Source organism: Pseudoduganella sp. UC29_106 (genome assembly GCF_044055365.1).
GTDB lineage: Bacteria > Pseudomonadota > Gammaproteobacteria > Burkholderiales > Burkholderiaceae_D > Rugamonas.
Genome location: NZ_CP171977.1, coordinates 3,116,086 through 3,139,463, shown reverse-complemented (window position 1 = coordinate 3,139,463; position 23,378 = coordinate 3,116,086). Strand labels below are relative to the sequence as shown.

The window sequence follows — 23,378 nt, the reverse complement described above, 5'->3', positions numbered from 1 at the left end:
CTGCCCGGTAAGCATCACTGCTTACCGAAGGCCATTATTGTACAGCATCCTTCAGGGCTTTACCAGCCTTAAATTTAGGAACTTTTGCTGCATCAATCTTGATCTCTTCTTTCGTGCGCGGATTGCGGCCGGTACGGGCAGCGCGCTCGCTCACGGAGAAAGTGCCAAAGCCGACCAGGGTGACGCTGTCGTTCTTGGCCAGGGTGGTGGTAACGCCATCGATCACTGCGTCCAGAGCGCGCGCAGCTGCCGCTTTCGAGATGTCAGCGGAAGTAGCGATGTGGTCGATCAGTTCAGTCTTGTTCAAAGCAGTCCCCGTCACAAAGGTTTATATCGTTTATACCGTTTTAATGCCTTTTATTAAGGCAGAAAAATATTGCGAGAAAAATCTCAGGCCGTATTAAACAAGCGGGGGTTGCGCTGTGTCAAGGGTAAATAGCAAAACAGGCGCCGATTGGCGCCTGTTTATTTGCTTAAAACCGGGTGAAGCTAGTGTCTGCCACGATGTGGCAGACACCTAAGCCAGCGCCGCGTGCCAAGGTGTCAGCCACATCGTGGCTGACACCAGCTCTTCCGGTTTAGTGCTTCACGACTTCCTGGCCGTCGCTTTTGGTAGCGGCAGCAGGAACAGCCTCCACGGCCTGCACCTCGGTGATCGGCTCCGGCTGGCGCTCCAGCGCGACTTCGAGCACCTTGTCGATCCAGCGCACCGGCACGATTTCCAGCTTGTTTTTCACATTGTCCGGAATTTCGGCCAGGTCCTTCACGTTCTGCTCCGGAATCAGCACGGTCTTGATGCCGCCGCGATGTGCCGCCAGCAGTTTTTCCTTCAGACCGCCGATCGGCAGCACCTCGCCGCGCAGTGTGATCTCGCCGGTCATGGCCACGTCGGCGCGCACCGGAATACCGGTGAAGGTCGACACCAGGGCGGTGGTCATCGCAATACCGGCCGATGGACCATCCTTCGGCGTGGCACCTTCAGGCACGTGGATATGGATGTCCTGCTTCTCGAACGCTTCGGGTTTGATGCCGAGGCGGGAAGCACGGCTGCGCACCACGGTGCGGGCCGCTTCGATCGATTCCTTCATCACGTCGCCCAGCGTACCGGTGCGAATCACATTGCCCTTGCCAGGCATGTTCACGGACTCGATGGTCAGCAGGTCGCCGCCCACTTCGGTCCATGCCAGCCCGACCACCTGGCCGATCTGGTTGGTCTTCTCGGCCACGCCGAAGTCGAAGCGGCGCACGCCCAGGAACTTGTCCAGGTTTTTCGGCGTCACGGTAACCTTGCGGTCCGACTTCTTCAGCAGCAGCAGCTTGACGACCTTGCGGCAGATCTTCGAGATTTCACGCTCGAGCGAACGCACGCCCGCTTCACGGGTGTAGTAGCGGATGATGTCGCGCACAGCAGCTTCGCTGATGCTGATCTCGCCTTCCTTCAGGCCGTTGTTCTTGATCTGTTTGGGCAGCAGGTAACGCAGGGAGATGTTGGTCTTCTCATCTTCCGTGTAGCCCGACAGGCGGATCACTTCCATACGGTCCAGCAGTGCCGGCGGGATGTTGTAGCTGTTCGAAGTCGCCACGAACATCACATCGGACAGGTCGAAGTCGACCTCGATGTAGTGGTCGGAGAACGTGTGGTTCTGTTCCGGATCCAGCACTTCCAGCAGGGCCGACGACGGATCGCCGCGGAAGTCCGCGCCCATCTTGTCGATTTCGTCCAGCAGGAAGAGCGGATTGCGCACGCCCACCTTCGACAGCGACTGCAGCACCTTGCCCGGCATCGAGCCGATATAGGTGCGGCGGTGGCCGCGGATCTCGGCTTCGTCGCGTACACCACCCAGCGCCATCCGCACATACTTGCGGTTGGTCGCCTTGGCGATGGACTGGCCCAGCGAGGTCTTACCCACGCCTGGAGGACCCACGAAGCACAGGATCGGCGCCTTCAGCTTGTCCACGCGCTGCTGCACTGCGAGGTATTCCAGGATGCGTTCCTTGATCTTTTCCAAGCCGTAGTGGTCGGTTTCGAGCACTTTCTCGGCATTGGCCAGATCGTTGTTGACCTTGGACTTCTTCTTCCATGGCAGCGACACCAGGGTGTCGATATAGTTGCGCACCACGGTTGCTTCGGCCGACATCGGCGACATCAGCTTCAGCTTCTTCAGCTCGGCCTGGGCCTTTTCCAGCGCTTCCTTTGGCATCTTGGCGGCGGCCACCTTTTTCTCGAGTTCGTCGAGATCGGCGCCCTCCTCGCCTTCGCCCAATTCCTTCTGGATCGCCTTGACCTGTTCGTTCAGGTAGTACTCGCGCTGCGACTTTTCCATCTGGCGCTTGACGCGGCCACGGATGCGCTTTTCCACCTGCAGGATGTCCAGCTCGCCTTCCAGCTGACCGAGCAGGTGCTCCAGGCGCTTGGCGACGTTGAAGATCTCCAGGATCACCTGCTTCTGCTCCAGCTTGAGCGGCAGGTGGGCGGCCACGGTGTCGGCCAGGCGGCCAGCATCGTCGATGCCCGACAGGGATGCGAGGATTTCAGGCGGGATCTTCTTGTTCAGCTTGACGTACTGGTCGAACTGCTGAACGATCGCGCGGCGCATGGCCTCGATCTCGGATTCATCGCCCACTTCCGACTCCAGCGGCACGAGGTCGGCGATGAAGTGGGTGGGCGAATCGGTAATCTTGCGGATACGTGCTCGCTGGGAACCCTCGACCAGCACCTTTACGGTGCCATCGGGCAGTTTCAGCATTTGCAAAATGTTGGCGACGCATCCGATTTCATAAATATCGGATGGGGACGGTTCGTCCTTGGCAGCAGCTTTCTGGGCAGCGAGCATGATGCTCTTGCCCTGTTCCATAGCGGCTTCCAGTGCCTTGATTGATTTCGGGCGGCCAACAAACAGCGGAATCACCATATGCGGGAAAACGACGACATCCCGCAGAGGCAACAACGGCAGTTGAGTTTGCTCAGTTAATTTGGAAGTTGTCATGGCGTACCCTATGTAAAAGCATGGTTATGATGTAGGCCCTCGCAGCCAGATCACAAGACCTGCAACCGTAAATATTTCTCAGAAAAATTAAGATTTGCTGAAAATATAGGCGGCCACTGTAAAAAAACGGGATTCAGCAAATAAAAAAAGCCACGCGCGACTGGCAATCGCGAGTGGCTTTCCGACTGAAGCCTGCGTTCTTTTATAGTTTTTGATTGTACCGCCTTGCCTCAGGGATGCAAAACCCTTTTTAATTTTCCCCCGACGCCTTCGGGGTTTCCTGATAAATCAGCAGGGGTTTTGCGCCACTGGTAATCGTATTTTCATCAATAACGACTTTTGTAACGTTCTGTTGATTCGGCAATTCAAACATTACGTCCAGCAGAGCGTGTTCCAGGATGGAACGCAGGCCGCGGGCGCCGGTCTTGCGCGCCAGGGCTTTACGGGCAATGGCGTGCAGCGCAGCCGGGCGGATCTCCAGCTCCGAGCCTTCCATTTCCAGCAGCTTGGAATACTGCTTCACCAGCGCGTTCTTCGGCTCGATCAGGATCTGGATCAGGGCTTCCTCGGTCAGTTCCGACAGGGTCGCCACCACCGGCAGACGGCCAACCAGCTCGGGGATCAGGCCGAACTTGATCAGGTCTTCCGGTTCCGCTTCCATCAGGATTTCGCTGTTGGCGCGCTGTTCCTTGCTCTTCACCACTGCCGAGAAGCCGATACCGGACTTTTCGGAACGGTTGGAAATGATCTTGGCCAGGCCGTCAAAGGCCCCGCCGCAGATGAACATGATGTTGGTCGTGTCGATCTGCACGAAGTCCTGGTTCGGGTGCTTGCGGCCGCCCTGTGGCGGCACGGAAGCCATGGTGCCTTCGATCAGCTTCAGCAGGGCCTGCTGCACGCCTTCGCCGGACACGTCACGCGTGATCGACGGGTTGTCGGACTTGCGGGAGATCTTGTCGATCTCGTCGATGTAGACGATGCCGCGTTGAGCTTTCTCAACATCGTAGTTGCAGCTCTGCAACAGTTTTTGGATGATATTCTCGACGTCCTCGCCCACATAGCCGGCTTCGGTCAAGGTAGTCGCGTCGGCGATCACGAAAGGCACGTTCAGCATGCGCGCCAGGGTCTGGGCCAGCAGGGTCTTGCCGGAGCCGGTCGGGCCCACCAGCAGGATGTTGGACTTGGCCAGCTCGACGTCATCCTTCTTGCCCAGGTGCTTCAGGCGCTTGTAGTGGTTGTACACCGCCACGGACAGGATGCGCTTCGCGGTCTCCTGGCCGATCACGTACTGGTTCAGCAGGTCGGTGATTTCCTGCGGCGTTGGCAGGTCCGACTTGGCGCCCGTGACAGATTCGATGCTGGAGGTCTCGTCGCGGATGATGTCATTGCACAAGTCAATGCATTCATCGCAGATGAAGACGGATGGACCGGCGATGAGTTTCTTCACCTCGTGCTGGCTCTTGCCGCAGAACGAGCAGTACAGAAGTTTTTCGCCGCTGGAGGATTTTTTCTCTGACATGGGACTTTTCTTTAGTATGTAGCCAAGGTTGCAATGTGTCGTGGAAAGAAGTCCTGCACACAACCACCATGCTACCCGAAATAAAAGCAAAACGCCCGAACGTTGTAGCGTCCGGGCGTCTTATCTTGGGACGCTAATCAAGCGCGGCTGGTCAACACTTTGTCGATCAGGCCGTATTCGGCCGCCTCTTCCGAAGACATGAAGCGGTCGCGGTCCGTGTCCTTGGCGATCTGGTCGATCGTCTGGCCGGTGCGCTCTGCCAGGATGCTGTTCAGGCGATGGCGCAGGTACAGGATTTCCTTGGCCTGGATTTCGATGTCCGAAGCCTGGCCCTGGGAGCCGCCCGACGGCTGGTGAATCATGATGCGCGAGTTCGGCAGCGAGAAACGCTTGCCCTTGGCGCCGGCCGCCAGCAGGAAGGCGCCCATCGAGGCTGCCATGCCGGTGCACAGGGTCGATACGTCCGGCTTGATGAACTGCATCGTGTCAAAGATCGCCAGGCCGGCGGAAACGGAGCCGCCCGGAGAGTTAATGTACAGCGAAATGTCCTTGTCCGGATTTTCGCTTTCCAGGAACAGCAGCTGGGCAACAATCAGGTTGGCCATCTGGTCGTTGACCGGACCCACCATGAAGATCACGCGTTCCTTCAGCAGGCGCGAGTAGATATCATACGAGCGCTCGCCGCGGCCGCTTTGTTCGATCACCATCGGCACCAGGCCGAGCATTTCCGTATCGAGTGCGGGATTACGGTTCATTCCATTTCCTTTTGCTAGGACCACCAGCGTGAAACAGGGGTCAGACACACATTCAGTTAAGCGGCTTTCGTCCACTATCTCTGACTGAGTGTCTGACCCCAGATTATGCCTGTGGTTTTAATTGAGCAGAAGCAATTAAGCTTGTGCTGCGCTTCCCATCAGTTCGTCGAAAGGCAGTTCTTTCGAAACGTTCTTGGACAGGCCCAGTACATAAGTAACGACGTTTTCTTCCAATACAAGAGCTTCCACTTCGGCCAGGCGGCGACGGTCGCTGTAGTAGTACTTCAGCACTTCGCGCGGATCTTCGTAGCTCTGTGCGAAGTCTTCGATCTGCGCTTTCACCTGCTCAGGGGTTGCCTGCAGGTTGTTGTCGGCCACCAGCTTGGACAGGATCAGGCCCAGGCGCACGCGGCGCTCAGCCTTGTCCTTGAACAGCTCCGGAGGGAATGGTACATCTTTTACGTTCATGCCGCGGGCTGCCATGTCCTGGCGGGTCATTTCGGCCAGGCGCTCGGTGTCCTGCTGGATCAGCGACTGCGGCACTTCCAGGGCGGCGGTCTTGACCAGGGAGTCCATCACGGCTTCCTTGTTGCGTGCTTTCACGCGGCCGGCGACTTCACGCTCCAGGTTGACCTTGATATCGTCGCGCATCTTGGCCAGGTCGCCGTCAGCCACGCCCAGGGACTTGGCGAACTCGCCGTCCACTTCCGGCAGGTGCGCCCATTCCAGCTTCTGCAGGGTGATGGTGAACTCGGCGGTCTTGCCGGCCACGTCCTTGCCATGGTAATCCTCAGGGAAGGCCAGCGGGAAGGTCTTGGACTCGCCCACTTTCAGGCCCACGGTCGCGGCCTCGAATTCAGGCAGCATGCGGCCTTCGCCCAGCACGAAAGCATAGCCTTCGGCCTTACCGCCCGGGAATTCTTCACCGTCGATCTTGCCCACGAAGTCCACGGTCACGCGGTCGCCATTGGCAGCCACGGCTTCGCCGCCGGTGCCATGCTCGCCTTCTTCACCCTTGGTGTGGAAGTGCACGCGCTGCTTGCGCAGGATGTCGATGGTCTTGTCGATTTCGGCGTCGGTCACTGCGGACTTCACGGTTTCGATCTCAACGGAGGTCAGGTCGCCGATTTCGACTTCCGGATAGACTTCGAAGGTGGCGTCGAAAGACAGCTGGCCTTCCGGTGCGTCCTGCTTCGGCTCGATGCGCGGAAAACCGGCAACGCGCAGCTGGTTTTCGTTGGCGGCGTCGTTGAAAGCGCGGCCGACTTTGTCGTTCAGCACTTCGGTTTCGATCTGATAGCCGTACTGTGCAGCGACCATCTTCATCGGCACTTTACCCGGGCGGAAGCCAGGCGCGCGGGCGCTGCGGGCTTGCACCTTCAGGCGCTTTTCCACTTCGGAACGTACATCCGACAGCGGGAAGGAAATCGTCATGCGGCGTTCGAGTTTGCCCAGGGTTTCGACAGCAGTTGCCATTATCAAAATCGTCCAAAAAAATGTTAGTACTGTTATGGTGCGAGGAGGGGGACTCGAACCCCCACACCATTGCTGGCGTCAGGACCTAAACCTGGTGCGTCTACCAATTTCGCCATCCTCGCGGCATATTTGCACAAAAGCAAAGGGCGACCTTTAAGTGAAAACAGGGTCGCCCAGGGCTTTCAACTTCAACGCGGCATTTTACAACTTTTTTCAGAGTGTGGAAGGGTTTTTTATCTCTCACACAACATTTAAAACCCAAACCGAATGCTGGTGTCTGCCACAAGGTGGCAGACACCCGTTCCGCGCCGCTTGCCGGGTGTCAGGCACATCGTGCCTGACACCAGCTTCACGCCGTAGGTTTAGGCACGCGGAACCAGGCCGCATACAGCGCCGGCAAGAACAGCAACGTCAGCGCCGTCGCCAGGATCAGCCCGCCCATGATCGCCACCGCCATCGGCCCCCAGAACACGGAGCGGGACAGCGGAATCATCGCCAGCGCCGCCGCAGCCGCCGTCAGGATGATCGGCCGGCAGCGGCGCACGGCCGCTTCCACGATCGCATTCCAGGCCGGCACGCCCAGCTTGATATCCTGCTCGATCTGGTCCACCAGGATGACCGAATTGCGGATAATCATACCGAACAGCGCAATAATCCCCAGGTTTGCCACAAAGCCCAGCGGACGCCCCATGATCAGCAGCGCCATCGCCGCTCCCGCCACGCCCAGCGGGCCGGTGAGGAAGACCAGCAGCGAGCGCGAGAAACTGTGCAGCTGCAGCATCAACAGAGTGAAGATGATGAAGATCGCCAGCGGCAGGTTGGCCGCGATCGACTGTTCCGCCGCGCTCGAATCCGAGGCCGCGCCCTTGACCGTGATCTTGTAGCCGGCCGGCAACTTCTTGCGCAACTCGTCCAGCTTCGGATTGATCTGGCCGGTGACGGTCGGGCCTTGTATGCCTTCCGCCACATCCGACTGCACGGTGATCGCCCATTCCCTGCCCTCGCGCCGAAACGACGCCCGGCTCCCACACGAACTGCACGCGCGCCAGCTGCGAAATCGGCACCGAGCGGCCGCTGGCGGTAGGGATATAGGTGTCGTTCAGCACAGCGATGGTGCGGCGCTCCTCGACAGGCTGGCGCACCTGGATGTCGATCAGGCGGTTCCCTTCACGGAACTGGCCGATCGGCGTGCCGGACAGGATGGTGTTCGCCGCACGCATCACGGTCTGCGAAGTGACGCCGAGGGCGCGCATCTTGTCCTGGTCCAGGTCCAGGCGCAGCACCTTGATGGACTCGTTCCAGTTGTCGTTCACGCCCAGCGTGTTCGGATTGGCGCGCATCACATCCTTCAGCTGGTCGGCGATGGCGCGCACGGTCGCCACTTCTGTGCCGGTCACGCGGAACTGCACCGGATACGGCACAGGCGGCCCGTTAGGCAGCAACTGCACGCGGCCGCGCACTTCCGGGAAGTCGGTCTTGAAGATTTCGGTGATCTTCTGGCGCAGCTCCTCGCGCGACTTCAGGTCCTTGGCCAGCACCACCAGCTGGCTCACATTCGTCTGCGGGAAGATCTGGTTCAGCGGCAGGTAGAAGCGCGGGCTGCCCGTACCCACATAGCTGGTCACGCTGGCCACGCCCTGCTGCTTGCCGATGAAAGCTTCGAACTTCTTCACCTGCTTTTCGCTCTGCTCGAAGGACGAGCCTTCCGGCAGCCACAGCTCCACCATCAGCTCGGGACGACTGGAATCCGGGAAGAACTGCTTCTCGATGAAGTTGAAGCCATAGACGCCGAGTGCGAACACCAGCAGCGTGGCCGCAATCGTTGTCTTGCGCCATTCCACGCACCAGTTCACAAGGCGGCGGAATTTCTGGTAGCCCGGCGTATCGAACACTTCATGGCCATGCTCGCCGGGCGCATGCGGCTTCACCTTCAGCAGCACGAAACCGATGTAAGGCGTGAACACCACGGCCACGACCCAGGAAGTCACCAGTGCGATCGCATTCACCGAGAACAGCGAGAAGGTGTATTCACCCGCAGCGGAGGCGGCCAGGCCGATCGGCAGGAAGCCCGCCACCGTGATCAGGGTCCCCGTCAGCATGGGCAGCGCGGTCGATTTGTAGGCGTAGGTCGCCGCATCGAAGCGCGAGTGGCCCTCCTCCATCTTCCTCACCATCATTTCGACGGCGATGATGGCGTCGTCCACCAGCAGGCCGAGCGCGATGATCAGCGCGCCCAGCGAGATCTTGTGCAGGTCGATATCCAGTATGCGCATGAACAGGAAAGTCACGGCCAGCACCAACGGGATGGTCAGCGCCACCACCAGGCCGGGGCGCGCATCCAGGCGCAGCTTGGGCTTGGTGTGCAGGCCGAGCGAAAGGAAACTCACGGCCAGCACGATCACCACGGCTTCAATCAGCGTGCGCAGGAATTCGCCAACCGACGCCGTCACCGCCGCCGGCTGGTTGGCCACGCGGTCCAGCTCAATGCCGACCGGCAGCTTGGCCTTCAGTTCAGAGACGGTCTTTTCGAGGTTCTTGCCCAGCTCGATGATATTGCCGCCCTTCTCCATCGAGATGCCCAGGCCGATCACTTCCTTGCCGTTGAAGCGCATCTTGTCGCGCGGCGGGTCCTGGTAGCCGCGCTTGATGGCGGCAAAGTCGCCCAGCCGGAAAGTAGTGCCGTTGGCGCGCAGTTCCAGTTCTTCCAGGTCCTTCACCGTGCGCAGCGCGCCGGAAACACGCACCTGCAGGTTGTCGGTCGGGGTGACGACCACGCCAGTCGCTTCCACCACGTTCTGCGTGGCGATCTGGTTGGCGATCTGTTCGACGGTCAGGCCGAGCTGGGCGAACTTCTTGTGCGAGAACTCGATATCGATCTTCTCGTCCTGCACGCCGAACAGCTCCACCTTCGACACTTTGGGCACATTCAGCAGCTGCTGGCGCACGAAGTCCGCATAGTCCTTCATATCGGCATAGGTGAAGCCGTCGCCGGAGAGCGCAATGATGGAACCGTAGGTGTCGCCGAATTCATCGTTGAAGGCCGGGCCGATCACACCGGCCGGCAGGGTATTGGAAATATCGCCTATCTTCTTGCGCACCTGATACCAGGCTTGCGCCACCTCCTTCGGCGGCGCGGATTCGCGCAGGTTGACGAGGATGACGGACTGGCCCGGCTTGGAATAGCTGGTGATTTCGTCGATATACGGCGTTTCCTGCAGCTTCTTCTCGAGCTTGTCCGTCACCTGTTCGGCCATCTGCAAGGCCGTTGCGCCCGGCCAGAAAGCCTGCACCACCATGGCCCGGAAGGTGAACGGCGGGTCTTCGTCCTGCCCAGGTTCTTGTAGGCGAGCAGGCCGCCTATCATCAGCACCGCAATCAGGTAGCGCGTGAGCGGGATGTGCTCCAGCGCCCAGCGCGAGAGATTGAAATCCTTCATTTAGCCGCGGCTCCCAGGATATTGACCTTCTGGCCCGGCTTCAGCAGGTTGACACCCGCCGTAACGATGGTCTGGCCCGATTTGATGCCGCTGCCAAGTACCAGGTCATTGCCCTGCACACCCGTGACGGTGACCGGCACCAGCTTCACGGCGCCGTTCTCCACTACCCAGACCGAGGTCGCATTCCGCTCATGGAACAGGGCCGTGAGCGGCACCTTGATCTGTGGGACCGGGGTTTTCGAGGCGAAGGCCACGACCGCCGTCATGCCCAGCTTGGCCTCGGTCAGGGACTGCGGAATAGTCACCTTGAACGCATAGGTACGGGTGAAGGGATCGGCCACGGGCGAGATTTCGCGGATCTTGCCGGGCACGGATTTCTCCGGGTCCGCCCACAGGCGCACCTGTACATCCTCGATCTTGCGCAGCGTATCGACCTTATCTTCAGGCACCCCGAACACGATTTCCTTCTCGTCCGACTTTGCCACGCGCACTACCGGCGTGCCGGGCGAAACCACCTGCCCGACTTCCGCATCGACCGCCGTCACCACGCCATCGATATCGGACAGCAGCTGCGCATAGCCCGCCTGGTTGGACTGGCCGCGGTAAGCCGCCTGCGCCGAATCGACCTGGGCCTGCGCCGACTTGGCGGCAGACAGCTTGGCGTCCAGGATGGCCTGGCTGACGAAGTTCTTGTCGCGCAGTTCCTGGTAGCGCTTCAGCTCGGAGGACGCCAGGTCGCGGTTGGTCTCCGCCGCGCGCAGCGCCGCAAGGGCCTGGGCCTGGGACAGTTTCAGGTCTTGCGGATCCAGTTCCATCAGGACCTGGCCATGCCTGACCACGGAACCGACATCCACTTTGCGCGAAACGATCTTGCCGCCCACACGGAATCCCAGCCGGGACTCGACACGGGAGCGTACTTCGCCCGAAAATTCGGCGTTGACGTCAATATTGCTGCTCTGGACGACCATTGCACGGACGGGCCGGATCTCCTCGGTCTTCGGCTCGGTCTTGGAACACGCGGCAAGCAGCAAGGCTGCAGCCAGCGCCACGGGAAGTTTTTTTGCGACAAACACGATGTATTTCCTTCACATTCGTAATTGCGAGGATGTCAGATTGCAATTATTATTTCTGGTCCGGCGAGTTAACTGACTTTCCGGTAAGGTAAAAATTATAGTTGGGTCAACCTACATTGAAAATGACTTTCGCGTCATTTATTTAGAATACTTCCTCTATGCCTGTTGACCACTACGAGAATTTCCCCGTCGCTTCCGTTTTACTGCCCCGCCGTCTGGTGCCGGCAGTCGAGGCGATCTACGCTTTCGCCCGCAGCGCCGACGACCTGGCCGACGAAGGCGACGCCACGCCCGAACAGCGCCTGGCCGCCCTGAGCGCCTATGAAGCCTCCCTCGCCCGCATCGAACGCAAGGAAGACGGCCTGGACCCGATGTTCACGCGCCTGGCGGCTACCATCGCCAAATACGAACTGCCGCTGCGTCCCTTCTACGACCTGTTGTCCGCCTTCAAGCAGGATGTGGAAGTGACGCGCTACGCCAATTACGAAGCCCTGCTCGATTACTGTGCGCGCTCGGCCAACCCGGTTGGCCTCCTCATGCTGCACCTGTACGGCGAAGCGGACGAACGCAATGTGCGCGACTCGGATGCCATCTGCTCGGCTCTGCAGATCATCAACTTCCTGCAAGACGTCGCCATCGACGAACAGAAGGAGCGCATCTACCTTCCGATGGAGGACCTGACGCGCTTCGCCATCCTGCCGGCCCATATGGACCGTCCGGACAATGATGCCAAATGGCGCGCCATGATGAAGTTCCAGGTCGAGCGCGCCCGCGAACTGATGCTGAGCGGCGCCCCGCTGGCCGTGCGCCTGAAAGGCCGCATCGGCCTCGAGCTGCGCATGGTGGTCCAGGGCGGCCTGCGCATCCTGGAAGCGATCGAGGAGAACGAATACGATGTCTTCCGCCGCCGTCCCAAGCTGGAAAAACGGGACTGGATCAAAGTTTTATGGCGGGCATTACGAATGCGCAGCGCTTACCTATAAAATAGCGGCTTTGACATCCAGGCATCATCTCCATGTCCCCAGACGAATACTGCCAACAAAAAGCCGCAGCAAGCGGTTCCAGTTTCTACTACAGCTTCCTGTTCCTGCCGCCGGAGCGCCGCCGCGCCATCACGGCGCTCTACGCCTTCTGCCGGGAAGTGGACGACACGGTCGATGAATGCACGGATGAATCGCTGGCCCGCATCAAGCTGGCCTGGTGGCGCAACGAAATCGCCCAGATGTATGAGGGCAAGCAGTCGCACCCCGTCACGCTGGCGCTGCAGCCGCACCTGACGGCCTACGACCTGAGGCAGGAGCATATGCAGGCCATCATCGATGGCATGGAGATGGACCTGAACCAGACCCGCTACCTCGATTACGCGGGCCTGAGCAAGTATTGCTGGCACGTAGCCGGTGTGGTCGGCATCCTGTCCGCCAGCATTTTCGGCGCTACGCGTCCCGAGACCTTGCAGTACGCGGAAAAGCTGGGCCACGCCTTCCAGCTCACGAACATCATCCGCGACGTGGGCGAGGATGCCCGTAAGGGCCGCATCTACCTGCCGATCAATGAACTCCAGCAGTTCAATGTGACCGCAGCCGACCTGCTGAACGCACGCGAAACCGAGAACTTCGCCAAGCTGATGGCGTTCCAGGCCGACCGCGCGCAGAAAGCCTATGACGAAGCCTTCGCGCTGCTGCCGAAGGAAGACCGCCGCGCCCAGCGCCCGGGCCTGATCATGTCCGCCATCTACCGCACCCTACTCGATGAAATCCAGGAGGACGGCTACCACGTGCTCAAGCAGCGCATCTCGCTGACGCCGATCCGCAAGCTGTGGCTGGCGTGGAAGACCTGGGTCCGTGGCTAAGCAGATCGCCGTCGTTGGCGGCGGCTGGGCAGGTTGCACTGCCGCTGTCGAACTCACGCAGGCGGGCCACCATGTAACGCTGTTCGAAGCCGCCCGCACGCTGGGCGGCCGCGCGCGCCGCATCTCCACCGACCGCTGCGACCTCGATAACGGCCAGCACATCATGCTGGGCGCGTACTCCGAATCGCTGCGGCTGATGCGCCAGGTGGGCGTGGATCTCCGCGCCGCCCTGCTCACGCTGCCGCTGCAGATGCGCTATCCGGCCGGTTCCGGCGGGATGGACTTCGTGGCGCCGCGCCTGCCCGCGCCGCTGCATGTGGCGATCGCGCTGCTGCGTTCCACCGGCCTGTCGCGCGAGGACAAGCTGAGTCTCGCGCGCTTTTCGACCACGGCGCGCTGGATGGGCTGGAAACTGGCTGCCGATTGCAGCGTGGCTGAACTGATGGAGCGCTTCGACCAGACCACGCGCCTGATCCAGCTGATGTGGCGGCCTCTCTGCCTGGCGGCGCTCAACACACCGCTGGAGCGGGCCTCCGCCAACGTGTTCCTGGCCGTGCTGCGCGACAGCCTGGGCGCGCGCCGTTCGGCGTCCGACATGCTGATCCCGCGCGCCGACCTGTCCGCCCTCTTTCCGGACGCAGCCGCCAAATGGCTCACCGCGCGCGGCGCATCGATCCGCCTCGGCGCCAAAGTCTCGGGCGTCCTGCGTGCCGGCGTCGGTGCGTCGCCCGATGATCCGAACGCGGCCGGCCAGCCGTGGCGTATCGAAGCCAGCGGATCGGCGGTCGGCGGCAACTGGACTTCGTACTACGATGCTGTCGTGCTGGCCGGCTCCACCGTCGCCACGTCCGCCCTGCTCCAGCAGCACCCGGAAACCGCCGCTCTGGCCAGCCAGCTGTCGGCCTTCGAGCACGAGCCCATCACCACCTGCTACCTGCAATACGGCCCAGGCATCCATCTTGACTTGCCCTTCTACGCCCTGATCGACGATCCGGAAAACCAGCGCTGGGGCCAGTTCGTTTTCGACCGCGCCCAGCTGGACGCCAGCCAGAAAGGCCTGCTCGCGGTGGTCGTCAGCGCATCGACAGCCGCCGTCGCCCAAGGCCAGGAGGCGCTGGTCGCAGCGGTCGCCGCCCAGTTGGCCGAAGTATTCCATCGCCCCGAGCTGAAAGTGCCGGGCTGGTCAAAGGTCATCACGGAAAAGCGCGCCACCTACGCCTGCACGCCCGGCCTCGCCCGTCCTGCCACTGAAACGCCGCTCCCCGGCCTGGTGCTGGCCGGCGACTATACCGAGGGCGAATACCCGGCCACGATTGAAATGGCTGTCCGCAGCGGGGTGGCGGCGGCGAAAGCGCTGAAGTGACGCCCCCGGCTGTCCCCCGATATGGTCGCCTGCTCCCCCAAAACTGCAGCCTGTCGCATGCAACGCGCACGCCACGCTACAAATCCTTACATTGTCAGCATGGAGCATCAGCCAGTTGGAGTTGTTAATGGGCAAGTATGAGTACCTCGAAGCACTGAAGAAAGCGATGGCCGGGCTGCCGCCGGAAACGGCCGCGCGTACGCTGGCCTACTACGAACAGCGCTTCATTGATGGCCTGGCCGCCGGACGCAGCGAGCAGGAGATCGCCGCCGACCTGGATGAGCCCCGCAAGATCGCCATGACCTTGCGCGCCAATGCCCACCTGAGCGCTTTCGAACAAAAGAAAAACCCCGTCAACGCCATGCGCATGCTGGTTTCCTTCGTGGGTCTGGCCATTTTCAACCTGTTCATGGTCATTCCGGCAATGGTGTACGGCGCCATCCTGGTCAGCATCTATGCCTGCGCCTTCGCGTTTTACGTCAGCGGCATTGCCATTACTGCAAGCGGCCTGGCCGGCGCCAATGAGCTGGTGCTGAGCGGCCCGTTCCAGCACCTGATTGCGTACGAGGACGGCGACAGCGAACCCGGCGTCAGCATGCAGACCAAGGTGTCCATCGGCCACGACGGCATCCAGGTCTTCCAGGAACCGTCTCCCGGCCTGCAGGCGCAGCTCGACGAAGAAACCAGCCGCGCCGAGAAACTGCTGGACAGCGCTGAAGCAGTCGCCGGCAGCGGCGTACGCTTCTCCACGGATCTCGACAATGCCTCCCGCACCACCCAGACCGCCATCGGCACCGGCTTTGTGCTGCTGGGGATCGCGCTTAGCCTGTTGAGCATTGTCGTCACCAAATTCACCGTGGTCGGCTTCAAGCGCTATGTGCAGATGAACTTCGCCCTGCTCAAAGGAGAACGCAAATGAGCATCCGTTCCCTCGTCAAGATCGGCCTCAGCCTGCTGCTGCTGGCCATTGTGCTGACCGGCGTGTCCTACGCGGCGCTGCGGGCGAACGGTGTCGCCAATCCCACCAGCGCGGCCGGCCGCGCGCCGCGCACCGAAATGCGCGAAATCAATGCGGGCATCCATACCGTGGAACTGGTCGGTCCGATCGATCTGACGTTGAAACAGGGCGACGTGCCGTCGCTGAAAGTGCGCGGCGAACAGCGCCTGCTGGGCAATATCGACACGTCCATGGACGGCAATACCCTGCGCATCGGCACCAAGGGCATGCTCTTCCATCACCGCCGCCCCATCCAGATCGAGCTGGTGCTGCCTTCGCTGCAGGAGCTGGTGGTCAATGGCAGCGGCGATTCCAGCGTGAATGGCTTCAGCGGCGAGCGCCTGGCGGTGCAACTGCAAGGTTCCGGCAACCTGTCCTTCAACGGCCGCTATCGGGAGGTTGAGGCGGGCGTGCATGGCAGCGGGGATCTTAGCCTGAATACGGGGAATAGCGAGTCGGTGGCGCTGGAGATGGTGGGGTCGGGTGCGATTACTTCCAGCGGCAGCTGCAAGACTTTGACCGCTGAGCTGACGGGGTCCGGCGACCTCGATGCGCAGCACCTGGCTTCCGATGCGGTGACCGTGAAGCTGGACGGGTCAGGGACCACCAATGTATTTGCCCGGCAGAGTGCGGACGTGACCGTGCGCGGGTCGGGCAATATCCTAGTCTACGGCAATCCGGGCGATCGCAATGTGAGCCGGTCCGGGTCCGGCAGCGTTACCTGGGAGCGTTAAACCAACGGCGTGAAACAGGTGGCTGCCACATCGTGGCAGCCACCGGATTTATGCATTTGGTTCTAAGAACGTCACCGCCCTCAAGCTCGGTGCGAGACCCATTTGAGCGCATCGCGTCCCGCCTGGAGCCCGCTGGCGAAGCAGGCGGTCAGCAAATACCCACCCGTCGGCGCCTCCCAATCCATCATCTCGCCAGCGACGAACACCCCCGGCATCGAGCGCAGCATCGTCCCATCAAGCGATTCAAACCTGACCCCACCCGCACTGCTGATCGCCTCGTCGATCGGACGCGTCGAACGAAGCCGCAACGGCAGCGCCTTGAGCACCTTCGCCACCCGCTCCACGTCATGGAACTCGTCCTTGTTCAAGACCTCGTGCAGCAGCCCGGTCTTCACCCCCTTGATATGCAGGCGGCTCTGCAGGAAGCTGGACATGGACCGCGACCCGCGCGGATGGCTCAGCTCATCCAGCACGCGCTGATGCGACAAGTCCGGCAGTAGATCCAGCTCGATTACCGCACTGCCACCGGCAGCAATCCGGTCCCGCCACGGTGCGGCGAATGCATAAACCAGCCCACCCTCGATGCCTGTCGCAGTCACGACCATCTGCCCCTTGCGCCCGCCGACAGCGACTGTGGTCAGCGGTTGCCCCGCGTAGCGTGAAGCGAAATGCTCGCTCCAGCCGATATCGAAGCCGCAATTGGCCGGCGCCAGCGGCGCCACGTCCACACCACGCCCGGCCAGCACCGGCGCCCAGGCGCCATCGGAGCCAAGACGCGCCCAGCTCGCGCCACCCAGGGCCAGCACCACCGCATCGGCGCGCACGGCAAACTCACCCTGCGGCGACTCGATGCGCAGCGAACCGTCCTCATTCCAGCCTAGCCAGCGATGGCGTTGATGAAAATGTACGCCGCTCTCGCGCAGGCGGTGCAGCCAGGCGCGCAGCAGGGGCGCCGCCTTCATCTCCGTGGGGAACACGCGGCCCGACGTGCCGACAAAAGTATCGATGCCCAGCGCATGCACCCAGTCGCGCACCTGCTGCGGCCCGAACGCATCCAGCATCGGACGCAACACGCCCGCGCGGGCGCCATAGCGCGTGACGAATTTCGCATAGTCCTCGGCATGCGTGATATTCATCCCGCCGCGCCCGGCCAGCAGGAATTTGCGTCCGACGGAAGGCATGGCGTCGTAGACGTCAACGCGCACGCCGCCCGCGGCCAGTTCCTGCGCCGCCATCAGGCCCGCCGGGCCGCCGCCAATGACGGCAATGGATTGTTCTAATTTGCTCATAAATCAGGCATACTGCCTTAACAACAATGAAGGAGATATCGATGGGCGCAGCATTCTGGGTCAAACGCTACCTGCTCGCAGCAGTGCCGCTGTTTGCCATTCTCGCGGTAATCGAATACCTGAAGGGTAGCGCGACAGCTGTAGATTACCTCAGCGCAGCCGTATGGGCCGCGGTTGCAGCAGCGATCTTTGTCGGCGCAGCGTACCGCCGCTACAAGAAAGCGATGGACTGCCCGATGTGCGACGACATCACGCAGCCCCGCAAGAAGAATTAGCCGCCCGTCACCGGCGGAAAGAACGCCACCTCGGCGCCGGCCGCTACCGGCGTCTCCGCCGTGCACATGACCTGGTTGCAGGCCATGCGCAAGGCGCGGCCTTCGGACAGGGCTTCCGCCCACGGCGCACCGCGCTGTATCAGCCAGGCGCGCACTTCACCCACCGTGTTCACGCCATCCGGCAGCGCCACGCGCTCACCCGGCTGGCCAATGGCTTCGCGCACGCTGGCGAAGTATTTCAGGTTGATTTCCATCTCAGTACAACAATTCGCTGAAGGGGATGAAGCGCACCACGTCGCCCGCCTGGATAGCGTGGCCCGGCGGATTATCCACCAGCCCGTCGCCCCATACGGTAGACGTCAGCACGCCTGAACTCTGGTTCGGGAACAGGTCCAGGCCACCCTTCTGGTTGATTTTCACGCGCAGGAATTCATTGCGGCGATCCGGCTTGGGCCAGTTGAAATCGGCGCGCAGCTCGTATCCGCGTGCCCCCTCGCCTTCCGTGACGCCCTGCAGCTTGAGGATGAAAGGACGCACGAACAGCAGGAAGGTGATAAAGCTCGACACCGGATTGCCCGGCAGGCCGAGGAAGAAGGCCTCCTGCACTTCGCCGAAGGCCAGCGGCTTGCCCGGCTTCACGGCGATCTGCCACATATTCAGCTTGCCTTCCGCTTCCACGGCCGGCTTGATGTGATCTTCCTCGCCGACGGATACGCCGCCGGAAGTGATGATCAGGTCATTGCCGTCCGCAGCCTTGCGCAGCACGGCGCGCGTCGCGTCCAGCGAATCGGGCACGATGCCGAAATCGCTGATTTCGCAGCCCAGGTTTTCCAGCAGCGCGCGCAGCGTGAAGCGGTTGGAGTTATAGATTGCGCCCGGCGCCAGTGGCTCGCCCGGCATCGCCAGTTCGTCACCGGTAAAGAAGACCGCCACGCGCAGCTTGCGCCTGACCGGCAGCTCGGCCAGTCCGACCGAAGCGGCCAGGCCCATTTCCTGGCTGCGCAGGCGCGTGCCGGCCGGCAGGATCACGCTGCCGTTCGTAATGTCTTCGCCTGCGCGGCGTATCCATTCGCCCGGCTTAGGCGCGTGGCGTACCGTCACCACATTGCCATTCAGTTCGCACTGCTCCTGCATCACGACCGCATCTGCACCTTCGGGAATGAGAGCGCCGGTGAAGATGCGCGCCGCAGTCCCTGGCAACAGCGGCTGGCCGACATGGCCGGCCGGGATGCGCTGTGACACCGTCAGCGAAGCGTTGCCGCTGGCGCAATCCGCGGAACGCACGGCGTAGCCGTCCATCTGCGTATTGTCTGCGCCAGGCACGTTCATGCCCGAGACCTGGGACTTGGCCAGCACCCGGCCATTTGCGGCCAGGGTGTTGACGGTCTCAGTCTCTTTCACGGGACCTGCGGCCGACAGCAGGAAGTCGAGGGCTTCCTGCACGGCCAGCATGGGCTTCGCTTGCGGTTTGTTCATCGTTTTACAGTCCAGTGTTGGAAGCGATATAGGCCTTCACCTTATCCACGTCCGGCGGCATGACGACAAACTTCTGCGGCAGCTTTTCGATGTCTTCGAAACCAGCCGGACGCTCGGCATCCTCGCCCAGCGCTTCCAGGATGGTTTCATTGAACTTCGCGGCCAGCGCGGTTTCCAGCACGATCATCGGCACGCCAGGTTCCATGTACTCCTTGGCGACCTTGATGCCATCGGCGGTGTGGGTGTCGATCACGATGCCGTAGTCGTCGGCCACGTCGCGGATGGTCTGTACGCGGTCGGCGTGAGTGGACTTGCCGGACCTGAAGCCGTACTTCTCCACCAGCTTGAACTCGTCGCCATCGCTGCCCGGCTTGCCGGACAGGTCGAAGCCGCCCTGGGATTCAACCTTGTGGAACAGTTCGCGCACACGCTTGCCGTCTCCGGCAGTCAGGTCGAAGATAAAGCGCTCAAAGTTCGATGCCTTCGAGATGTCCATCGACGGGCTGGTGGTGTGGTAGGTTTCGGCCGACTTGCGCACGCGGTAGACGCCTGTGCGGAAGAATTCGTCCAGCACGTCGTTCTCGTTGGTCGCGACCACCAGCTTGTCGATCGGGAGGCCCATCTGGCGGGCGATATGGCCGGCGCAGATATTGCCGAAGTTACCCGACGGGACGGTGAACGACACCTTCTGGTCGTTGGCCGTGGTGGCAGCCAGGTAGCCGCGGAAGTAGTACACGACCTGCGCGACCACGCGCGCCCAGTTGATCGAGTTGACGGTGCCGATCTTCTGGCGGGCCTTGAATTCCAGGTCGTTCGAGACTGCCTTGACCATGTCCTGCGCATCGTCGAACACGCCTTCGATGGCGATGTTGAAGATGTTCGGGTCCTGCAGCGAGAACATTTGCGCGGTCTGGAAGGCGCTCATCTTCTTGTGCGGCGACAGCATGAAGACACGAATGCCCTTCTTGCCGCGCATCGCGTATTCGGCGGCGCTGCCGGTGTCGCCGGAGGTGGCGCCAAAGATGTTCAGTTGGGCGTCATGCTTGGCGAGCGTGTATTCGAACAGGTTGCCAAGCAGTTGCATCGCCATGTCCTTGAAGGCCAGCGTGGGGCCATTGGACAGCGCTTGCAGCACCAGTTTTTTGCCGGCGTTCTCTTCGAGTACGCGCAGCGGGGTAATGTCGGCAGATTTCTCGTCCTTGCGGGCGTTGCGGTATACGTCGGCGGTGTAGGTCTTGTGGGCCAGCGCCTTCAGGTCTGCTTCCGGGATATCGGTGGCGAACTTTTTCAGGATTTCTACGGCCAGGTCGGCGTAGGACAGCTTGCGCCAGGCGGTCAGCTCGGCGTCGCTAATCTGAGGATACTCAAACGGGAGGTACAAGCCACCATCAGGTGCCAGGCCGCCCAGAAGGATGTCGGAAAAATGCTGAGGGGATTTTGCTGCAGCCGATGCATCGGCACGGGTAGACACGTATTGCATAAGTTAGGAAATCCGGATTGAGCATGGTTCGACGGATCCCTATTATAGTGCCAAACCGGTAACCCCTGGTGGCAGCCACGATGTGGCAGCCACCTAAGCCACCGCCGCGTAACAGGTGGCTGCCACGCCGTGGCAGCCACCAGGTTTTGCCCTGGGTTTTCTCAGCAGGCGGGGTGGTTAACCGTCACCACGTGCACGGCCAAGCCGCCGAGCGAGGTTTCCTTGTACTTGGCCTGCATGTCAGCGCCCGTCTGGCGCATGGTTTCAATCACCTCATCCAGCGACACGAAATGGGTTCCGTCGCCCTTCAAGGCCAGCGAAGCAGCCGTAATCGCTTTCACCGCCCCCATGCCATTGCGTTCGATGCAAGGTATCTGCACCAGCCCGCCGATCGGGTCGCAGGTCATGCCCAGGTGGTGCTCGATGCCGATTTCGGCGGCATTTTCGATCTGCAGGTTGGACCCGCCCAGCGCTGCAACCAGGCCGGCAGCCGCCATGGCACAGGCAACGCCCACTTCGCCCTGGCAGCCGATTTCGGCGCCGGAGATGGACGCATTGCGCTTGCACAGCATGCCGATGGCCGCAGCGGTCAGCAGGAACACGCGCACGCCGGACACCGGATCGAGCGGTTTGCAATCCTCTGCGTAATATTTAAGCACCGCCGGGATAATGCCCGCCGCGCCATTGGTTGGCGCAGTCACTACACGGCCGCCGGCGGCGTTTTCTTCATTAACGGCCATCGCATACAGGCTCACACCGTTCAGCGCATCATGCGGCAGATGGTCGGCGCGGTCCGGCTTCTGCGCCTGGCGCCACAGGCTGGCCGCGCGGCGCTTCACGTGCAGGCCGCCCGGCAGCTGGCCGTCGGTTTCCAGGCCGTGCTGGATGCAGTCGCGCATCACGTTCCAGATGCGGTCCAGGCCCGCGTCCAGTTCCGCCTCGCTGACACGGGTCAGCTCATTGGCGCGCAGCATCTGCGGGATGGACAGGCCGGTGCGCTGGCCGTGCGCCAGCAGATCGGCCATCGTATCAAAAGGATAAGGGATTTCCACCTTCGGCGCACCGTTGGTGGCTGCCTGCTCGCCTTCGGCGCGGATAAAGCCGCCGCCGACCGAATAGTAGACCTTGCGCACGGTGTCGCCATCGGCGCGTTTCAGCGTGAAGCGCATGCCATTCGGGTGCTCGGGCAGGTTTTCGGTCTTGTGGAAGATCAGGTTGGCGGCGGCTGTGAAGGGGACGGTTTTTTCGCCCAGCAGCTTCAGTTCCTTGGCTTCTTCGGCGGATGCCAGCATCTGATTCACCGCGTGCGGATTCACACCCTGTGGGGTTTCGCCCATCAGACCGAGGATTACCGCCTTGTCGGTGCCGTGGCCGACGCCGGTCAGGGCCAGGGAGCCGAAAAGTTCTGCTTCTACTTCTACAACACTATCCAGAGGGCTGTTTTCGACCAGGAAGCGGCGCGCGGCGACCATCGGGCCTACGGTGTGCGAGCTGGAGGGGCCGATGCCGATCTTGAAGAGGTCGAAAACGCTCATGTCCATTGGATTTTGTCTCCCATTTATATTTTATGTTCGTTGTGACGCATGCACGGCGGATCAATGATCCGCCCTACGCCATTCGTCGGATCATGGGACGCAACACGGTGGCGTGAACAACCGCAATGCGTAGGGCGGATCATTGATCCGCCGTGCGTCCCGTCACGCGGCCTGGCCAAGGGCCACGTCGATATTGGCCAGCATATCTTTGACCATCTCGTCCACGCCGATGCGTGCCTTCCAGCCCCAATCGGCGAACGCCTTCGAATCGTCCAGGCTCTGCGGCCAGCTGTCGGCGATGGCCTGGCGCGAGTCCGGCTTGTAGGCGATCTTGAAGTCCGGCACGGCGCGGGTGATTGCCGCAGCCAGCTCCTCAGGATTGAAGGACACGCCCGCCACGTTGTACGAAGAGCGGATCTTCACCGATTCCGCCGGCGCTTCCATCAGTTCGATGGTGGCGCGGATCGCATCAGGCATGTAAATCATCGGCAGCGTAGTCTTCGGGCCGAGGAAGCAGTCGTAACGCTCGCCGCGCAGGGCCGAGTGGAAGATCGCGATCGCATAGTCAGTGGTGCCGCCGCCCGGAGGCGACTTGAAGCTGATGATGCCCGGATAGCGGATCGAGCGCACGTCCACGCCATATTTCAGGAAGTAGTACTCGCACAGGCGCTCGCCGGCCAGCTTGGAAATGCCGTAGATGGTGGTTGGGTCCATCACCGTCATCTGCGGCGTGTTCTGCTGCGGAGTATTCGGGCCGAATGCCGCGATCGACGAAGGCCAGAATACGCGCACAGGCTTGCCCTGCTCGCCGCGCACACGCGCCACTTCCAGGATATTCAGCAGGCCGTCCATGTTCAGGTCCCACGCCTTCAGCGGCGCCGCCTCGCCCGTGGCGGACAGCATCGCAGCCAGCTGGTAGACCTGGGTGATGTTCTCGTCGGCCACCAGCTTTTCCAGGGCCGCCTTATCCATCACGTCCAGCACCTGATAGCGGGCCGCGTTATAGAGATTCTTCGGGCTGATATCGGTCGCGATGACATTGTCAACACCGTGCTTGCCAGCCAGTGCTTCAACGAGTTCGCTGCCGATCTGGCCATTTGCGCCGATGACGAGGATGCGTTCCATGTTCGATTC

The 23,378-nt window shown here is 61.5% G+C and carries 18 protein-coding genes, 1 tRNA gene and 1 pseudogene; 6 read left to right on the top strand and 14 right to left on the bottom strand.

Annotated features, from left to right (window positions below; genetic code table 11):
- Positions 1-34: 34 nt before the first annotated feature.
- The 8 genes and pseudogenes from ACHMW6_RS16070 to ACHMW6_RS16035 all read right to left on the bottom strand — a co-directional run bounded on the left by ACHMW6_RS16070 (position 35) and on the right by ACHMW6_RS16035 (position 11,246).
- Positions 35-307 (bottom strand): HU family DNA-binding protein, encoded by a 273-nt coding sequence (locus tag ACHMW6_RS16070; protein WP_055927923.1) that lies wholly within the window; start codon positions 305-307, stop codon positions 35-37.
- Positions 308-578: 271 nt separating this feature from the next.
- Positions 579-2,987 carry an endopeptidase La gene (gene lon, locus ACHMW6_RS16065; RefSeq protein WP_395408070.1) on the bottom strand — a complete coding sequence of 803 codons (2,409 nt, stop codon included), beginning with the start codon at positions 2,985-2,987 and terminating at the stop codon, positions 579-581.
- Positions 2,988-3,237: 250 nt separating this feature from the next.
- Positions 3,238-4,506 carry an ATP-dependent Clp protease ATP-binding subunit ClpX gene (gene clpX, locus ACHMW6_RS16060; protein WP_395408069.1) on the bottom strand — a complete coding sequence of 423 codons (1,269 nt, stop codon included), beginning with the start codon at positions 4,504-4,506 and terminating at the stop codon, positions 3,238-3,240.
- Positions 4,507-4,643: 137 nt separating this feature from the next.
- On the bottom strand, positions 4,644-5,261 hold the full coding sequence (gene clpP / locus ACHMW6_RS16055) for an ATP-dependent Clp endopeptidase proteolytic subunit ClpP (protein WP_395408068.1): 618 nt from the start codon (positions 5,259-5,261) through the stop codon (positions 4,644-4,646).
- A 135-nt stretch (positions 5,262-5,396) separates the two neighbouring features.
- Positions 5,397-6,737: a trigger factor gene (tig, locus tag ACHMW6_RS16050; RefSeq protein WP_395408067.1), complete on the bottom strand. Its 1,341-nt coding sequence runs from the start codon at positions 6,735-6,737 to the stop codon at positions 5,397-5,399.
- Between the two features lie 35 nt (positions 6,738-6,772).
- Positions 6,773-6,859, bottom strand: a tRNA-Leu gene (locus tag ACHMW6_RS16045).
- Between the two features lie 227 nt (positions 6,860-7,086).
- Positions 7,087-10,173: pseudogene (locus ACHMW6_RS16040) on the bottom strand (efflux RND transporter permease subunit).
- Positions 10,170-11,246, bottom strand: a complete 1,077-nt coding sequence (locus tag ACHMW6_RS16035; RefSeq protein ID WP_395408066.1) for an efflux RND transporter periplasmic adaptor subunit — start codon at positions 11,244-11,246, stop codon at positions 10,170-10,172. Before ACHMW6_RS16035 ends, ACHMW6_RS16040 begins: the two are co-directional and overlap by 4 nt.
- Positions 11,247-11,404: 158 nt before the next feature.
- On the opposite strand from ACHMW6_RS16035, the gene hpnC reads away from it, so the two are divergent.
- The 5 genes from hpnC to ACHMW6_RS16010 all read left to right on the top strand — a co-directional run bounded on the left by hpnC (position 11,405) and on the right by ACHMW6_RS16010 (position 16,189).
- Entirely contained in the window at positions 11,405-12,229 is an 825-nt protein-coding gene (gene hpnC / locus ACHMW6_RS16030) for a squalene synthase HpnC (RefSeq protein WP_395408065.1), read from the top strand.
- Positions 12,230-12,261: 32 nt separating this feature from the next.
- Positions 12,262-13,095 (top strand): presqualene diphosphate synthase HpnD, encoded by an 834-nt coding sequence (hpnD, locus tag ACHMW6_RS16025; protein ID WP_395408064.1) that lies wholly within the window; start codon positions 12,262-12,264, stop codon positions 13,093-13,095.
- Positions 13,088-14,458 carry a hydroxysqualene dehydroxylase HpnE gene (hpnE, locus tag ACHMW6_RS16020; protein ID WP_395408063.1) on the top strand — a complete coding sequence of 457 codons (1,371 nt, stop codon included), beginning with the start codon at positions 13,088-13,090 and terminating at the stop codon, positions 14,456-14,458. Before hpnD ends, hpnE begins: the two co-directional genes overlap by 8 nt.
- Before the next feature lie 127 nt (positions 14,459-14,585).
- A complete protein-coding gene (locus ACHMW6_RS16015; RefSeq protein ID WP_395408062.1) occupies positions 14,586-15,377 on the top strand; it encodes a DUF1700 domain-containing protein in 792 nt (263 codons plus the stop codon).
- On the top strand, positions 15,374-16,189 hold the full coding sequence (locus tag ACHMW6_RS16010; protein ID WP_395408061.1) for a head GIN domain-containing protein: 816 nt from the start codon (positions 15,374-15,376) through the stop codon (positions 16,187-16,189). Before ACHMW6_RS16015 ends, ACHMW6_RS16010 begins: the two co-directional genes overlap by 4 nt.
- An 80-nt stretch (positions 16,190-16,269) precedes the next feature.
- Here the strand turns inward: ACHMW6_RS16010 and ACHMW6_RS16005 are convergent, their stop codons facing one another.
- Complete coding sequence (locus ACHMW6_RS16005; RefSeq protein ID WP_395408060.1) at positions 16,270-17,478, bottom strand: TIGR03862 family flavoprotein; 1,209 nt, start codon at positions 17,476-17,478, stop codon at positions 16,270-16,272.
- Between the two features lie 41 nt (positions 17,479-17,519).
- On the opposite strand from ACHMW6_RS16005, the gene ACHMW6_RS16000 reads away from it, so the two are divergent.
- On the top strand, positions 17,520-17,753 hold the full coding sequence (locus ACHMW6_RS16000; RefSeq protein ID WP_395408059.1) for a hypothetical protein: 234 nt from the start codon (positions 17,520-17,522) through the stop codon (positions 17,751-17,753).
- Here the strand turns inward: ACHMW6_RS16000 and moaD are convergent.
- The 5 genes from moaD to ACHMW6_RS15975 all read right to left on the bottom strand — a co-directional run bounded on the left by moaD (position 17,750) and on the right by ACHMW6_RS15975 (position 23,369).
- Positions 17,750-18,007: a molybdopterin converting factor subunit 1 gene (gene moaD, locus ACHMW6_RS15995; RefSeq protein WP_395408058.1), complete on the bottom strand. Its 258-nt coding sequence runs from the start codon at positions 18,005-18,007 to the stop codon at positions 17,750-17,752. The two genes, ACHMW6_RS16000 and moaD, sit on opposite strands and share 4 nt — an antisense overlap.
- Before the next feature lies 1 nt (position 18,008).
- Complete coding sequence (glp, locus tag ACHMW6_RS15990; RefSeq protein ID WP_395408057.1) at positions 18,009-19,229, bottom strand: gephyrin-like molybdotransferase Glp; 1,221 nt, start codon at positions 19,227-19,229, stop codon at positions 18,009-18,011.
- A gap of 4 nt (positions 19,230-19,233) precedes the next feature.
- Positions 19,234-20,709, bottom strand: a complete 1,476-nt coding sequence (gene thrC / locus ACHMW6_RS15985) for a threonine synthase (protein WP_395408056.1) — start codon at positions 20,707-20,709, stop codon at positions 19,234-19,236.
- Between the two features lie 161 nt (positions 20,710-20,870).
- A complete protein-coding gene (locus ACHMW6_RS15980) occupies positions 20,871-22,250 on the bottom strand; it encodes an L-serine ammonia-lyase (RefSeq protein WP_395408055.1) in 1,380 nt (459 codons plus the stop codon).
- 156 nt (positions 22,251-22,406) lie between these two features.
- Entirely contained in the window at positions 22,407-23,369 is a 963-nt protein-coding gene (locus ACHMW6_RS15975; protein ID WP_395408054.1) for an NAD-dependent epimerase/dehydratase family protein, read from the bottom strand.
- Positions 23,370-23,378 lie beyond the last annotated feature (9 nt).